The organism is Caballeronia sp. LZ065 (assembly GCF_031450975.1).
GTDB lineage: Bacteria > Pseudomonadota > Gammaproteobacteria > Burkholderiales > Burkholderiaceae > Caballeronia.
In genome coordinates, this window is the sequence record NZ_JARUXV010000003.1 from 738,398 (window position 1) to 755,589 (window position 17,192).

At 67.6% G+C, this 17,192-nt stretch carries 3 protein-coding genes; all 3 read right to left on the reverse strand.

Going from position 1 to position 17,192, the window contains the following annotated elements:
* Positions 1 to 9: 9 nt before the first annotated feature.
* Positions 10 to 1,281: a diaminobutyrate--2-oxoglutarate transaminase gene (gene ectB, locus QCE63_RS23540; protein WP_309836371.1), complete on the reverse strand. Its 1,272-nt coding sequence runs from the start codon at positions 1,279 to 1,281 to the stop codon at positions 10 to 12.
* A gap of 35 nt (positions 1,282 to 1,316) precedes the next feature.
* On the reverse strand, positions 1,317 to 14,672 hold the full coding sequence (locus QCE63_RS23545; protein WP_309836373.1) for a non-ribosomal peptide synthetase: 13,356 nt from the start codon (positions 14,670 to 14,672) through the stop codon (positions 1,317 to 1,319).
* A 91-nt stretch (positions 14,673 to 14,763) separates the two neighbouring features.
* Positions 14,764 to 17,010, reverse strand: a complete 2,247-nt coding sequence (locus tag QCE63_RS23550) for a TonB-dependent siderophore receptor (RefSeq protein WP_309836374.1) — start codon at positions 17,008 to 17,010, stop codon at positions 14,764 to 14,766.
* Positions 17,011 to 17,192 lie beyond the last annotated feature (182 nt).

A 17,192-nucleotide genomic window follows, 5' to 3' on the forward strand; every position in this document is an offset into this window, starting at 1 on the left:
TCCTCGGATTCAGTTCACGACGGCGGGGTCCAGCACTTCGGCAAGCGCCCGCTCGACAATGGCGAGGCCCTCTGCCAGCGACTCCTCGCTCATGGTCAGCGCGGGCAGGAACTTGAGCACTTCACCCCGCGCCCCCGACGTCTCGATGATGACGCCGTGCCCGAATGTCCGCTGTGCGATGCGCCCGGCGAGCGCGGAGTCGGACGACGCCAGCCCGAGAATCATGCCGCGTCCGCGCACCGCGAGCGCCGCATCGGTATGCGCGGCGGCGATGCGTTCGAGCCCGGCGCGCAAGGTCGCGGCGCGCGCGGCGATCTCGCGCGAGAAACAATCGTCGCTCCAGTAGTGCTCCGCCGCGGCGGCCGCGGTCACGAAAGCGAGGTTGTTGCCGCGGAACGTGCCGCTGTGCGCGCCGGGCTGCCATTGGTCGATGTCCGGGCGCAGCAGCACGAGCGACATCGGCAGGCCGAAGCCCGACAACGACTTCGACAGCGTGACGATGTCCGGCCGGATGCCGCTCGCCTCGAAGCTGAAAAAGTCGCCGGTGCGGCCGCAGCCGGTCTGGATGTCATCGACGATCAGCAGCATGTCGTGCGCGCGGCACAGGCTTTCGAGCCGGCGCAGCCAGCGCGCGCCCGCTTCGTTGATGCCGCCCTCGCCCTGCACCGTCTCGACGATGACAGCCGCAGGCCGGTCCAGGCCGCTGCTCGGATCGCCGAGACAGGTTTGCAGATAGTCGAGCGTGTCGACGCCTTCGCCCAGATAGCCGTCATAAGGCATGAAGCTGACGTTGCCGAGCGCGGTTCCCGCCGCGCCGCGAAACTTCTGGTTGGCCGTGGCGGCAAGCGCGCCTGCCGATACGCCATGGAAGCTGTGCGTGAACGCAACGATGTTGTGCCTGCGCTTGACCTGCCGGGCCAGCTTGAACGCTGCCTCGACCGCGTTGGCGCCGGTCGGACCGGTGAATTGCAGCGTGTAGGCGAGGCCGCGCGGCGCGAGCACGGCACGCTCGAACACCTCCAGGAAACGCTTTTTGGCGCTGGTCGCCATGTCGAGCGCATGCGCGATGCCGTCCGATTCCAGATAGTCGAGCAGCGGACGTTTGAAGACCGGATTGTTGTGACCGTAGTTGAGCGTCCCCGCGCCGCTGAAAAAATCCAGATAGCGCCGGCCGTTCTCATCAAAGATATGTGAACCCTGCGCGCGCGCGAACACCACCGGAAAGTCGCGGATATAACTGCGCACCTGAGATTCCAGCCGGTCGAAAATATCGAGATCCATGGTCGTTTCCTGTCGAGGGTGGTTCGAAGCAGGCGTCATGCGTCGGCGGACAATGCCGCAATGCGCATGCGCATGCCTTCCAGAAATTCGGGATGACGCACGATGCCGATGTGATCGGCGTCGATCGTGGCAATCGCAAGCGTCGGCACGAGGCGACGCCAGTCGTCAGTCGTGCGTTGCGGCTCGCGATGGTCTGCGGCGAGCCAGAGTTGCGCGGCGGCATGCGTCGGACCGGCCGCGCTGGCGGGCGCGCGCGCTTTGACGGCGTCGAAGTGCTTGCCCAGCGCCACGGCCGCCGCGACCAGCCGCCGCCCCGCGTCGCCCGACGGGACGATGGCCTGCCAGCGCGCCTCGTCGCCCGCCATCTCGGCGAGCAGCGCGTCGATCTCGGCGTCGGTTGCGTCGATGCGGTCCAGTCCGTTGTCGGTGCCTGCGGCGCTGTCCGCTGGCGCGACACAGACGCGGTCGACGAGGCCCCGCCAGTCGAGCCGCGCCCCCGGGTGCGCGAGACCCGCCCCCCTCTCCCCGGCGATCTGTCCGCCGCTCGACCAGCCGACGAGCCGGTACGGTCCGCGCGGCTGCACCTGGCGGATTCGCGCGGCGTAATCCTCGGCGAACGCGCGCATGGTCGCGGGACGCCAGTCAGGTTCGCTGTGCCAGGGCGACTGCACGCCGTAAAGCACCGCCACGCCTTCGAGCGCGCGCGCCAGCGGACGGTACTCGCCCACCAGACCGTAACCCGGATGAATCACGAACACGCGCCGGGGCGCGCTGACCGGGCCGAGCGGCAGCACGTTGGCGGGCGTGCCGTCGTCGAACGACAGACGCGCGGCCAGCGCCGCCACGGTTGGATGAGCGAACAGGCTCTCGATCGAAAATCCGCGCATGCCGTGACGCGCAATGCGGGTGGCCACCTTGAGCGCATCGAGCGAGTCTCCGCCCAGTTCGAAGAAATGATCGTGAATGCCCACGTCCTCGCGACCCAGCACCTCGCGCCAGATGGCGAGCAAATGAGCCTGTGCGGCGTCCATCGGGTTCGCCTCGCCGCCGCGCGCGGCAAATGCGGGCGCGGGCAGCGCGGCACGGTCGAGCTTGCCGTTGGGCATCAGCGGCAAGGCGTCGAGCGCGACGAACGCCGAGGGCACCATGAACGCGGGCAGACGTCTGGAGAGGTCCGTGCGCAACGCCGCGGCATCCGCACTGCCGACGGTATAGCCGACCAGATGACGGCCCTCGCCCTCGCCGCGCACGTCGACCACCGCCTCGCGCACCCCGGGCACCTGCCGCAGCGCCGCTTCGACCTCGCCCAGTTCGATACGCAGTCCGCGCAGCTTGACCTGCTGGTCGATGCGCCCCAGAAAATCAATACTTCCGTCGGCACGCTGCCGGCACAGATCGCCGGTGCGGTAAAGCCTGCCGCCGTCGCGGCGATGCGGGTCGGGGATGAACCGCTGCGCCGTTTGCCCGGGCCGGTCGAGATAGCCGCGCGCGAGCGTGTCGCCGCCGATGCAGAGTTCGCCGAGCGCGCCGGGCGGCAGTTCGTTGCCCGCGTCGTCGCACACATAGGCCGTGCGCGACGGATAGGGCTTGCCGATGCCGACGATCGCCTGCGCCGTGTGCTGCGCGCCGGTGCGCTGTGCCATGCAGGCAACGGTGGTTTCGGTCGGACCGTACAGATTGTCGAGCGGAATATGGGCGAGCGGTCCGGCGCGCCACTGCCGCAACGCGTCCCCTGGCAGCCCTTCGCCGCCCACGGTGATCTGCCGCAGCGCCGCCAGCGACTCCGGCGCGGGCGGCTCGCGCAACCATTGCTGCCAGTACGCGGTCGGGATACGCGAGAACGTCACGCGTTCGCGGGCAAGCTGGCGGCTGGTCGTCGCCAGGTCCCAGGGCTTCGGCCCGCGCATTTCGACGCTGCCGCCCTGCATCAGCGCAGGCAGCATTTCATGCAGCGACACATCGAAGTTGATCGTCGACGATTGCAGTTGACGGTCGCCCGCGCCGATTCCGTAGGTGCCGATGAAATCGTCGAGATGCAGGCCCAGTGCGCGGTGGCTGATCGCGACGCCCTTCGGCCTGCCGGTCGAGCCAGACGTGTAGATCACGTAGGCCAGTTGCTCCGGATGGACGGGTGCGTGTGCAGGCGCGAGTGCGGCGCCGGCGAGCGCGGTCACGTCGGTGGTCTGGCAGGAAGCGAACAGCGCGCGCAACGTCTCCTGCGTCTGCGCGTCGGTCAGCACGCGTGTCACACCCGCGTCCTCGATCATGAAGGCGAGGCGTTCCGGCGGGTATTCAGGATCGAGCGGCACGAATGCAGCCCCGGCCTTGAGCGTGCCCAGCAGCGCCGACACCACGGCAACCGAGCGTTGCAGGCAAATGCCCACGCGCTCCTCCGCGCGCACGCCTGCGGTAACGAGCGCGTGCGCGACGCGGTTCGCGGCTGCATCGAGCGCGCGGTAATCCATGCGCTCGCCTTCGCAATGCAACGCGGGCGCAGCGGGGCTGGCGGTGGCGCGGGCCGCGATCCGGCGCGTCACGGGCTCGAAGGCATAGGCCGCGCGCGGTGGCTCGGCGCGGCAAGCGCCGGGCGCGATGTCGCCCAGGGCAATATCGGCCGACGAAGCATCGGCTGACGCTTGCGCGATCGTCTCCAGCATCGCGACGTAATGATGGAGCATGCCCGACACCACCGCTTCGTCGTAGATATCGCGTGCGTAGGTCATCACGAGATCCGGCGTTTCACCGTCGATCACGTTGAGCACCAGGTCGAAACGCGCAGTGTCGCTTCCGGCGCGCAGCGGCGTCACGCGCAGACCCGGCATGGGCGAGGTGTCCGCCGGTGCGGCGCTGTAGTTGAACATCACCTGGAAAAGCGGCGTCTGACCGAGGTTACGGGCGGGTTGCAGCGCATCCACCAGACGCGCGAAGGGCAGCGCCTGGTGAGCCTGAGCCTCGACGAACCGTTCGCGCACCTGCGCCAGCAGTTCGCCGAAAGCGCCGATGCCCGCGAGTTCGGTCCGCATGACCAGCGTGTTGACGAAGAAGCCGACCAGCGCTTCCGTCTCGACCCGTTCGCGCCCGGCCACCGGCACGCCGACGCGCAGATCCTTCTGTCCGCTATAGCGCGACAGCAACAGGTTGAAAGCCGCGAGCAGCGTCATGAAGGGGGTCGCGCCGCGTGCGAGCGACAGACGTCGCAGCGCATCGGCGAGGGGCGCCGGCAACGTGCACACGACGCGCGCGCCCTCGTCGCCGCGCAGACCTGCGCGCTTGCGCGAGGCAGGCAGGTCGAGCGCCGGATGCTGATCGCCGAGGCGCGTGCGCCAGTAGCCGATCTCGCGGGCCTCGCGCTCGCCCGCATCGCGCTCGCGCTGCCACGCGGCGAAATCGCCGTAAGTGAGCGGCAGCGCTGCGTTGTTCGCGGGACGACCCGCGCATGCGTCGGCGTAGGCGCGTGTGACCGTGTCCGCGATTACGCCGATCGACCACTCGTCCGAGACGATGTGATGCGTCGCGAAATGCAGAACATGCTCGCGCTCGGCGACGCGCATCAGCCCGACGCGCAGCAGCGGGCCGGCGGAAAGGTCGAAGGGTTCTCTCGACCACTCGCGAAGTGCGCCGGTGAGCGCGCCCGGCGTGGCGCGCAGGTCGCGCGTGCGCCAGCGATAGTCGGCCGCGCCCGGGACTTGCCAGACCGCGCCGTCGATCTCGACGAACTGCGTGCGCAGTACGTCCTGCCGCGCGACCAGCACATCGAGCGCGACGCGCAGTGCCGCGAGGTCCAGTTCGCCTTCGAGCGTGAACGCGCCGGTCATGTTGTAGGCTGCGCTCGACGGGTCGAGCTTCCACAGGAACCAGAGGCGTTCCTGCGCGAGCGTCAGCGGTGCGCGTGTTGCGTGCGGACGATGCGGGATCGCGTCGACGGCGCGCGCGGACGGTTGCATCGGCGCTTGCATGGGCATGGACGCGGCCATCGCGGCGAGCGTCGGCGAGGTGAAGAAGGCTTGTAGCGGAACCTCGATGCCGTGACGCTGCCCGAGCCGCGCGATGGCCTGCATGATAAGCAGAGAGTGACCGCCGAGCGCGAAGAAGTTGTCGTGGCGGCTCACGCGCCCGACCTTCAGCACGTCCTGCCAGACCTGCGCGAGCAAGGTCTCCGCGCCTTCGTGCGGCGCTTCGTATTCCTGCGTCAACGCATCCGGCGCCGGCAACGCGTTGCGGTCGATCTTGCCGTTCGGCGTGAGCGGCATCGCATCGAGCTTCGCCAGCACGCCCGGCACCATGTAGTCCGGCAGTGTCTTCGCCAGCGCCGCGCATAACGTCTGCGCCGTGGCCGTCCCGGTGTAATAGCCGACCAGCCGCGCATCGTTTGCCGTCACCACCGCTTCGCTCACGCCGTCCTGCGCCAGCAAGTGCGTCTCGATCTCCCCCGGCTCGATGCGAAAGCCCCGGATCTTCACCTGATGATCCGCACGCCCCAGATAGTGCATCTCCCCGGCGCCGTTCACGCGCACGATATCGCCCGTGCGATACATGCGCGCGCCCGGCTCGCCATGCGGATTCGGCACGAAACGCTCAGCGCTCAAGTCCGCGCGATGCAGATACCCTCGCGCAAGCCCTTCGCCACCGAGATACAACTCGCCCGCCACGCCTTGCGGCACCAGCGACAAATTCGCATCCAGCACCAGCGCCTGTGTCGCGGCAATGGCTGCGCCCAGCACCGGCTTGCCCTCCACCCGCCCCAGCAGCGACCAGATCGTCGTCTCCGTCGGCCCGTACAGATTCCACAGTTCCATGCCGCGACCGCGCAACGCATCGGCCAGATCCTGCGGCAACGCCTCGCCTCCGCACAGCGCTTTCAACGCGGGCCACGGCCGCTCGCTTGCCAGCAGCATGCGCCAGGTCGCGGGCGTCGATTGCAGGATCGTGGCGCGCTCCTGTGCCAGCAGCCCGGCCAGCGCGACGCCATCGCGTGCCGTCGCGCGCGAGGCGACGATCACGGTCGCGCCCGCAATCAGCGGCAAGTACAACTCCAGCGCGGCGATATCGAACGACAACGACGTGACCGCCACCCAGCGATCGCTCGCCTCGATGCCCGGCTGCGTGCGCAGGCTCAGCAGGAAGTTCGACAGCCCGCCATGACGCACCATCACGCCCTTCGGTTTGCCCGTCGAACCCGAGGTGTAGATCACATAGGCGAGGTGATCGGCCGACACGTCGATGCGCGGATTCGCATCCGACTCGCCGGACACATCGAGCGTGTCCAGTTCGATCACGCGTGTATCCGCGTCCAGTGTGAGGCTTGATGTCAGCGCGCTCTGCGTGAGCACGAACTTCGCGCCGCTATGCGCGAGCATGTAGTGCACGCGCTCGCGCGGATACTCCGGATCGACCGGCACGTACGCCCCGCCCGCCTTGAGGATCGCCAGCAAGCCGACGAGCAGGCTCTCGGAGCGCTCCAGCACCAGTCCGACCGGCACCTCCGCGCGCACGCCCAGCGCGATCAGACGATGCGCCACGCGGTTGGCCCGCGCGTTCAACCCGGCATAGCTCAGCGCCCGTCCCTCGAAACGCACTGCCTCGGCATGCGGCGTGCGGGCCGCCTGCGACTCGAACAGGCGATGCATCGAAGGCGCATCGGCGAAGCGCGTATCGTTGCGGCCGGCCGCGAGCAGCGCGGCGCGCGACGGCGCATCGAGCAGGTCGATTTCGCCGATCGCAAGCGCCCCGTCCGCTTCCGCGAACGCTTCCAGCAGCGCCACGTAGTGGCGTGCCAGACGCTCGATTGTCGAGGCATCGAACAGGTCGCGTGCATAGCTGAAACTTGCATCGACGCTGCCGTCTTCCGCTTCGTTCACATTCAGCGTCAGTTCGAACTGTGCCGTCTGCTCGCCGATCGCGAAACCACTGACCGTGAGGCCGGGCAAAGCGGCCAGCACGCGATAGTCCTCGCGCTGATGATTGAACATCACCTGGAACAGCGGCGTATGACTGAGACTGCGCTCGGGCTGGAGCGCATCGACCAGCGCATTGAACGGCAGGTCCAGATGCTGGCGCGCCTCGTCGACGCGCGCGCGAACTTGCGCAATCAGCGCATCCAGCGTCGAGTCGTGCGTGACGCGCGCCCGCATCACTTGCGTGTTCACGAACATGCCGATCAGCCCTGCGATTTCAGGCCGCTCGCGATTGGCGACCGGCACGCCGACCCGGATATCGTCCTGACCCGTGTAGCGCGCAAGCAATGTCTGGAATGCCGCCAGCCATAAGGTGAACGGCGTCGCGCCATGGCGGCGCGCACGCGCCTGAAAAGCCGGCAGCACGCGCGCGGGCACCGTGAACGCATGGCGCGCGGCGCGATAGTCGCCAAGCGCGCGGCGCGGATGATCGGCCGGCAACGCCAGCACGGGCGCTTCGGGACCGAGCGCGGCGCACCAGTAATCGAGTTGCCGCGCATGTTCGCCGCTGTCGAGGCGATGCCGCTGCCACACGGAGTAGTCCGCATAGTGCACGGAGAGCGGCGGCAGGTTCACGACCTCGCCGGCGCAGGCGGCGCGATAGCCCGCGACGAATTCGTCGAGCAACACGTCGATCGACCAGCCGTCCGCCACGATGTGGTGCAGCGCCACGACAAGCGCATGCGCGCGCCGGTCTTCCTCGAGCGCGATGATGCCCACGCGCATCAACGGACCGTGTGACAGGTCGAAAGGCGTCGCGACGAAGGCTTGCGCCCAGGCGTGCGCGTGGGGGCCGGTCGCGACGGTTTCGCGATAGTCGTAATGCGCCTGCGCGCGGATGCGCTGACGGGCGACGCCGTCCGCGTCAGCTTCGAAGTGCGTGCGCAGACTCTCATGCCGCGCGACGATGGCGTCGAACGCGGCGCGCAACGCATCGCGATCGAGCGCGCCGTCAAGCCGCAGCGCCCCGGCGACGTGATAAGCCGTGTTGGCGGGCTGGAGATTCCACAGGAACCACAAACGCTCCTGCGCGGGCGACAGGCGCAACGCTTCGCGCGACTCGATGCGCGGGATCGGCGCGGGTGAATGCCGTGCATCGTTCGCGACCATCGCTGCGCACAGCGACGCGAGCGTCTGATCTTCGAAGACCTGACGCGGTGAGACGTTCAGGCTGCGGCGGCCTGCGGCGGCAACCAGTTTGAGGACGAGAATCGAATCTCCGCCGAGCGCGAAGAAGTTGTCGTGGCGGCTCACGCGCCCGACCTTCAGCACGTCCTGCCAGACCTGCGCGAGCAAGGTCTCCGCGCCTTCGTGCGGCGCTTCGTATTCCTGCGTCAACGCATCCGGCGCCGGCAACGCGTTGCGGTCGATCTTGCCGTTCGGCGTGAGCGGCATCGCATCGAGCTTCGCCAGCACGCCCGGCACCATGTAGTCCGGCAGTGTCTTCGCCAGCGCCGCGCATAACGTCTGCGCCGTGGCCGTCCCGGTGTAATAGCCGACCAGCCGCGCATCGTTTGCCGTCACCACCGCTTCGCTCACGCCGTCCTGCGCCAGCAAGTGCGTCTCGATCTCCCCCGGCTCGATGCGAAAGCCCCGGATCTTCACCTGATGATCCGCACGCCCCAGATAGTGCATCTCCCCGGCGCCGTTCACGCGCACGATATCGCCCGTGCGATACATGCGCGCGCCCGGCTCGCCATGCGGATTCGGCACGAAACGCTCAGCGCTCAAGTCCGCGCGATGCAGATACCCTCGCGCAAGCCCTTCGCCACCGAGATACAACTCGCCCGCCACGCCTTGCGGCACCAGCGACAAATTCGCATCCAGCACCAGCGCCTGTGTCGCGGCAATGGCTGCGCCCAGCACCGGCTTGCCCTCCACCCGCCCCAGCAGCGACCAGATCGTCGTCTCCGTCGGCCCGTACAGATTCCACAGTTCCATGCCGCGACCGCGCAACGCATCGGCCAGATCCTGCGGCAACGCCTCGCCTCCGCACAGCGCTTTCAACGCGGGCCACGGCCGCTCGCTTGCCAGCAGCATGCGCCAGGTCGCGGGCGTCGATTGCAGGATCGTGGCGCGCTCCTGTGCCAGCAGCCCGGCCAGCGCGACGCCATCGCGTGCCGTCGCGCGCGAGGCGACGATCACGGTCGCGCCCGCAATCAGCGGCAAGTACAACTCCAGCGCGGCGATATCGAACGACAACGACGTGACCGCCACCCAGCGATCGCTCGCCTCGATGCCCGGCTGCGTGCGCAGGCTCAGCAGGAAGTTCGACAGCCCGCCATGACGCACCATCACGCCCTTCGGTTTGCCCGTCGAACCCGAGGTGTAGATCACATAGGCGAGGTGATCGGCCGACACGTCGATGCGCGGATTCGCATCCGACTCGCCGGACACATCGAGCGTGTCCAGTTCGATCACGCGTGTATCCGCGTCCAGTGTGAGGCTTGATGTCAGCGCGCTCTGCGTGAGCACGAACTTCGCGCCGCTATGCGCGAGCATGTAGTGCACGCGCTCGCGCGGATACTCCGGATCGACCGGCACGTACGCCCCGCCCGCCTTGAGGATCGCCAGCAAGCCGACGAGCAGGCTCTCGGAGCGCTCCAGCACCAGTCCGACCGGCACCTCCGCGCGCACGCCCAGCGCGATCAGACGATGCGCCACGCGGTTGGCCCGCGCGTTCAACCCGGCATAGCTCAGCGCCCGTCCCTCGAAACGCACCGCCTCGGCATGCGGCGTGCGGGCCGCCTGCGACTCGAACAGGCGATGCATCGAAGGTGCATCGGCAAAGCGCGTATCGTTGCGGCCGGCCGCGAGCAGCGCGGCGCGCGACGGTGCATCGAGCAGGTCGATTTCGCCGATCGCAAGCGCCCCGTCTCCTTCCGCGAACGCTTCCAGCAGCGCCACGTAGTGACGTGCCAGACGCGCGATTGTCGAGGCGTCGAACAGATCGCGTGCGTAATCGACAACACCGCTTATCGCGCCTGCCGGCGTTTCGCTCACGTTCAGCGTCAGTTCGAATTGCGCCGCACGCTCGCGCCCTTCGTAATCGGTGATCTGCACGCCCGGCAGATCGTCCAGCACGCGGAAATCCTCGCGCTGGTGATTGAACATCACCTGGAACAGCGGCGTATGACTGAGACTGCGCTCGGGCTGGAGCGCATCGACCAGCGCGTCGAACGGCAGATCGCGATGCGCACGTGCCGCATCGCTGCGCGCCTTGACCTGGTCGATCAGATCCGCGACGCTTGTGCGGGCACCGACTTGCGCGCGCATCACCTGCATGTTGACGAACAGGCCGATCAGCCGCGCCGTCTCCGCGCGCTCGCGATTGGCGACCGGCACGCCGACCCGGATGTCGTCCTGACCCGTATGCCGGTACAACAACGCCTGAAACGCCGCGAGCAACACCACGAAAGGCGTCGCGCCGTGCGCCCGGGCGCGCGCGCGCAATTTGCCGGCAAGCGCGTCGTCGAGTGCGAAGGCATGGGCCTCGGCGCGATAGTCGCCGAGCGCGCGGCGCGGACGATCGGCCGGCAGCATGAGCGGCGGCGCATCGTCGCCGAGTTCGGCACGCCACCAGTCCAGTTGACGTTGGCCTTCGCCGCTATCGAGCCGGTTGCGCTGCCACGCGGCGAAGTCGGCGTACTGAATGGCGGGGGCCGCAAGCGCCAGCGGCTCGCCCGCCAGCGCCGCGCGATACGCGGTGACGAATTCGTCGAGCAGCACGCCGATCGACCAGCCGTCCGCCACGATGTGATGCAGCGCGATCAGCAACACATACGCGGGTTCGCCATCGTCCGCCGCGCCGGGTCCGGCTCGATGCAGCACGCCCACGCGCAGCAGCGGCCCGCGCGTCAGATCGAACGGCCGGGCGCAGAATGCGCGCGCCCATTCGCGCTCTCCGGCCTTGTCCACCACGCGGGTGGAGCGGAATGCGAAATCGGCGGCGGCGTGCACGACTTGCCGGAGCACGCCGTCGTCATCGGCGCTGAAGGTCGTGCGCAGGCTTTCGTGCCGCGCGACGATGTTTTCGAACGCACGCCGAAGCGCGCTTTCGTCCAGCGGACCGCGCCAGCGCATGCCGCCCGCGACGTGCCACGCATCGCTTTCGGGCGCGAGGTTCCAGAGAAACCACAGGCGCTGTTGCGCATGCGATGCCGGCAGCGTGTCGCGCTGCGCGAGCCGCGCGATGCCGTCTTCGGTGCGCGTGCCACCGGCGCGCGCCTGCGCGGCGAGCACGGGCATCTCGAAGATTTGCCGGGGCGTGAGCGCGATGCCCGCCTCCGCCGCGCGCGCGGCGAGTTTCAGCGTCAGAATCGAATCGCCGCCGAGCGCGAAGAAATCGTCGTGACGACCGATCTGCGATACGCCGAGCACATCGCGCCACACGGCCGCGAGCCGCGCTTCGACGCCGCTGCGGGGCGCTTCGAACGCGCTCGCGGCATCGTCGATATCCGGCAGCGCACGGCGGTCGATCTTGCCGTTGGACGTCAGGGGAAACGCATCGAGCACGACGATGCCGGCCGGCACCATGTAGTCGGGCAGACACGCCGACAACGATGCGCGGATCGCGCCGCTGTCGCACGCCGCGCCCGGCTGCGGCGTGACATAGGCGACCAGCCGCGCCGCGCCCGCACTTTCCCGCGCCAGCACGAGGGCTTCGCGCACGCCCGCGCATGCCAGCAGCGCGGCCTCGATCTCGCCCGGCTCGATGCGGAAGCCCCGGATTTTCACCTGATGATCGATGCGGCCGAGATACTCGAGTTCGCCATCGTCGCGCCAGCGCGCGAGATCGCCGGTGCGATACAGCCGTCCGCCGTCGGCGTCGAACGGATCGGGAACGAAGCGCTCCGCCGTCAAGCCGGCTCGCTTCAGATATCCTCGCGCGAGTCCCGCGCCCGACACGTACAGTTCGCCCGGCACGCCGGTCGGCGCACGCGCGCCGGTTTCGTCGAGCACATACAGGCCGAGATCGTCGATGGCGCGGCCCAGCGGACTGCGTCCGCCCAATACGTCCGCCTCCGTGATGACACGGTAGGTCACGTGCACGGTGGTCTCGGTGATGCCGTACATGTTGACGAGCGCGGGACCGCCAACGCCGATGCCGGTGAACCATGGCGCGAGCGTGCGCGGATCGAGCGCCTCGCCGCCGAAGATCACGACGCGCAGCGCCAGCCCGCCGTCATAAACGCCTCGCGCGGACATCAGTTGCCGGAACGCCGATGGCGTCTGGTTGAGCACCGTCACGCGTTCGCGCCGCAGCAGGTCCAGGAACGCCGCTGGCGTGCGGCTCACCTCGAACGGAACGATCACGAGGCGGCCGCCGTTGCACAACGCGCCGAAGATCTCCCACAAGGAAAAATCGAAAGCGGTCGAGTGAAACAACGTCCACACATCTTGCGGACCGAAGCCGAACCAGGCATCGGTGCGCGCAAGCAGCCGCGCGACGTTGCGATGCGTCAGCTGCGCTCCCTTGGGCAGGCCGGTCGAGCCGGACGTGTAGATCACGTAGGCAAGCTGGTCGGCATGCACGTCGACGGCAGGCGCATGCTCCGGCTCGGCGGAAAGCTCGAGCGTGTCCAGCAGCAGCACATCGACGCCATCTGCTTGCGGCAGTTCTTGCGCGAGCGCGGCACGCGTCAGCAGCAGCGCCACGCCGCTGTCCGTGACGATATGGCGCAGACGCGCCTCGGGATAGGCCGGATCGAGCGGTACATACACGCCGCCTGCCTTGAGCACAGCGAAGATCGCGACGATCAGGTCGAAGGAACGGTCCAGCGCGATCCCGACCTTCACTTCCGCGCCGACGCCCAGCGCCATCAGGCGATGCGCGAGTTGATTGGCGCGCGACTCCAGCGTCGCATAGTCGAGGGTCGCGCCGCCGAGGCTCAACGCGGCCGCGTGCGGCGTGCGTGCGGCCCACGCCGATAGCGACCGGTGCAACGGTGCCGCTGCCTCGCCCGCCGCGATCCTGGCTCGCTCGAAGCGGCCCGCGACGTCCGCCGCCGCTACGTCGAGCGCGGCCAGCGGCACGTCGGGCGCGGCGAGCATCGCCGTCAGCCAGTCGATGAAATGTTGCGCGAGCCGGCCAGCCAGCGGGTCGTCGATGCGCTCGCGGTCGAATTCCAGCGAAATGTCGATGCGTGCGCCGTCGAGCCGCGCGTTGAACAGCAGATCGCACTGCGGGGTGTCGTTGTCGAGCGTGACGAGTTCGACGTCGATATCGCCGATGCGCAAGGCGCGGGCGCGCGCCACGTCCGCGACGTTGAACAGCGTCTGGAACGGCGCGGCGTGCGCGCGGCCGCCGGGCGAACGTGGGAGCGCCAGTTCATAGGGCACGTCGGCGTGATCGAGCGCGGCGACCGCTTCGGCGCGCACGGCTTTGACGCGTGCGTCGAAACTGTCGTGCGCCGCCGAGCGGACGCGAAACAGCTGTGTGTTGACGAAGAAGCCGATCAGGTCGTCGGCGCGGGCATGACGGCGTCCATCGACGGGAACGCCGATCAGGAAATCGCCGTCGCGATGATAGCGGGTCAGCACATGCTGCCACGCCGCCATCAGCGCGACGAAAGGCGTGCAGCGCGCGTCGCGGCAGTACGCGTGCAAACGTTGGCTCGATGGCGTGTCCAGCGTCAGCGTGCGCACGCCGAGACGGCCCGCGGCGCCGCGCGGCGACGGCGGCGGCAACTGCAACGGCGAGAACCCGGCGGCGAGATAGTCTCGCCAGTAAGCGATGCTCGCGTCGCGGCGGCCCGCGGCCAGCGCCTCGTGTTCCTGCCGGGCGAAATCGGCGTACTGATGCGTCAGCGGCGGTAGCGCGTCTGCCGGACGCTGCATCCGGCCGGCCAGGCTTCGGCTGTCGGCCGGGGCTTCGTAGAGCGCCGCGAAATCGCGCGCCCAGATATCGTTCGACGCGCCATCCGACACGAGATGATGCAGCGTGAGCGCAAGCACGCTCTCGTCGTCGGCGAGACGGATATGGAGCAGGCGCATCAGCGGCGGCGCGCCGAGATCGAACGGCGCCTGCGCCTCAGCCGAGAGACGCGCTTCGAGTTCCCCGCTACGCGCCGCAGCGCCGCGAGCGCGCCAGTCCTCGCGCACCATGCGCAGCGGCACGTCGGGCAGCACGGTTTGTCGAGGCTCGCCATCGTGCTCGCCGAACGACGTCCGCAGTATCGCGTGGCGCTCGATCAGCAGGCGCGCGGCCGCTTCGATGCGATCAGCGTCGACCCGCCCGTGCAACCTGAACACGCGCGCGATGTGATAGGCATCATCTGCCGCGTAGCGATGCAGGAACCACAGCCGCCGCTGCGCAAAGGACAGCGGAGCCGCGCGCGGCGCCTCGGGCGACCCGCTGGTTTCCTCGTGTGACGGCGGTGCGGCTTCGGCGTCGAGCATCAGGAGGTCGAGCAGTTCGCGATCGAGGTCTTCCATATCCTTTCCAGTTCCTTGTTACGGTCCCGCCATACCGCCGGTGTGACCGGGAAAAACAGCGCGCACGCCGCGACGGCGCGCGCGCCCGTGCTCAGAACCCGGTGCGCAGGGTCAGCAAGGCCACGCGCTGCATGCCGCGTGAATAAGCGCCCGCGAAATAATCCCGGTTGAACGCGTTGTTCACGTTCAGCGTGAGCGAGGTCTTCTTGGTGAACGCATAGCCAAGCGAAGCATCGGCCGTGACGTAGGTGCCCTGATGCACGTCGATGCCGTAGCGCACCGCGTCTGTCGGGCTGAACAGTGTCATGCCCCCGCCGAGCGTCAGACCATGCAGCACGCCCGGGAACGTGTAGCTGGTCCACAGCTTCACGGTGTGCTTCGGCGCGATCGACGGAAATGGCGAGGCGACCTGGTCCACGCTGTCCTGATCGTCGAGCAGTTGCGCGTCGGTGTAGGTGTAGCTTGCGAACAGACGCCAGCCGGGCAGCACCTCGCCGTTGGCCGTCAGCTCGACGCCGCGGCTGCGCGCCTTGCCGAGTGCGACGGAATACAGCGGATTATTCGGGTCCGTGGCCGCCCGGTTCTTCTGATCGAGCTGGAACAGCGCGAGCGAGGTGGTGAGCCTGCCGCCGCCGTATTCGCCCTTGACGCCCACTTCGTACTGGCTGCCGGTGATCGGCTTGATCATCTTGCCGTCGGCGGTGAGCGTGTCGTCCTGCGGCTGGAAAATGCTCGTGTAGCTCGCGTACACCGAGTAAGTCTGGTTCAAGTCGTAGACGAGACCTGCATAGCCGGTGAACTTGCCGCTGTTATTGAGCGAATACGGCGTGTATTGGTCGTAGTTGTAGACCGAATCGGGCGACAACTTCGACTGGTACCACGACACGCGTCCGCCGAGAATGAGGGTCAGCGGCTCGGTGATCGAAATGCGCGTTTGTCCGTAGAAGCCGAACTGCCGCGAGTAGGTGTGCAGGATGTCGGTGTCGGTGGGGAGGTTCAGCCAGTTGGGAAGCGGATAGACGATATTGCGCACGTCGACAGGCTTGAAAAAGAAGTCGTCGCCGTCAGGGCCGAAATTCTGCTTGTTCCAGTCATTGAGCTTGGCATAGTTGACCCCGATCACCGCCTCATGCTTGCGGCCGAACAACGTGTACGGACCTTGCGCGGACAGATCGAAGTTGAACTTGCTTTCGCTGGCGTGATTGTTGGTCGCCGCCATGTTGCCGATATAAGTCGTCGGGTCGACGCCGCCCGCGATGTTCGATTGCAGGATCGACGCGCGGTCGTACTGGTAATCGAATACGGCTTTCGTGGTCCATCCGCCGCCGAGCTTCTGGTGGATTTCGGCGAACACATCGGTACTCTGGTAGCGGTCACGGTTCCAGCCTGCGCCGTAATAGTGGTCGCGCGGCAGGTTGCCGTGGGTGCCGTCGCTATAGACCGGCCACAGCCAGGGATCGGTCGTCTTCTGATCCTGATAGCTGATGCCCGCGCGAACCAGCGTGGAGTCCGTCACATCGGCTTCCAGCGTGCCGTATAGCACCTTGCTGCGCGACAGCGTGCCGTCCTGGACGCCGTCCGCGCCGGTATAAGAGCCGACCACGCGGCCCCGCAAGGTGCCTGCCTGGTTCAGCGGGCCGCCCACATCGAGCATCACGCCATTGTTGCCCCGCGTCCCGGCGGTCACTTCGGCGGTCGCGGAGAACTCTTTCTGCGCGTGCTTGCGCACCAGATTCACGGCCCCACCGGGTGAACCAAAACCATTGAAGAGGCCCGATGGGCCCGTCAGGACTTCGACGTTTTCATAGATGGCGAGGTCTGGCGAAAACGTCTGCGCCGCCGACGACATGCTGTTGTTGAAGATCAGCGGTGTGCCGTCGATCAGAAACGATCCGATTGGAAAGCCGCGCGCATAGTACTGCGTGCGGCTCGAATCGCTCTGGAACACCGATACGCCGGGCGCGTAATTCAGGGCGTTCTTGAGCGTGTCGAAATGCTGCTCCTCGATGCGCTCTTGCGGGATCACCGTGACCGACTGCGGTATCTCACGCGCCGTCACCGGGATCTTCGAACCGACGCTCGTCTTCGGATTCAACGCCTCGGCAACCGGATCGCGTTGCCCCGTCACCACGACTTTCGGCAGCGTGGCCGTGTCGCTGTTGGCGCCCTGGGTCTGAGCGCCTTGCGTCTGCGGCGTCGTGACCGGCTGGTTGTCCGCCTGCGCATAAGCGTGACCGGCCATCTCCGACAAAACAATGCCCGCAACGATGATGCTCAGTTTGCGTTTCTTCGGTGCGACTGCGGGCCTCCCGGCCTTTGCTCCCTTCTTCGACCTCATTGCTTCCGCTCCCCTCACAGTTATTTTTTGCTTCGATGGCGGTTCCGCACCGCCCGGCGACAACGAAACGTGTTGGCACGAGGCCGAACGCGCGAAATATTAACCGGAATGCGTATAATTCTCATTTATACGAACAAAAATTTTGCTGTATCGCGCACGCAGACACGTTTCAACGCTGGATT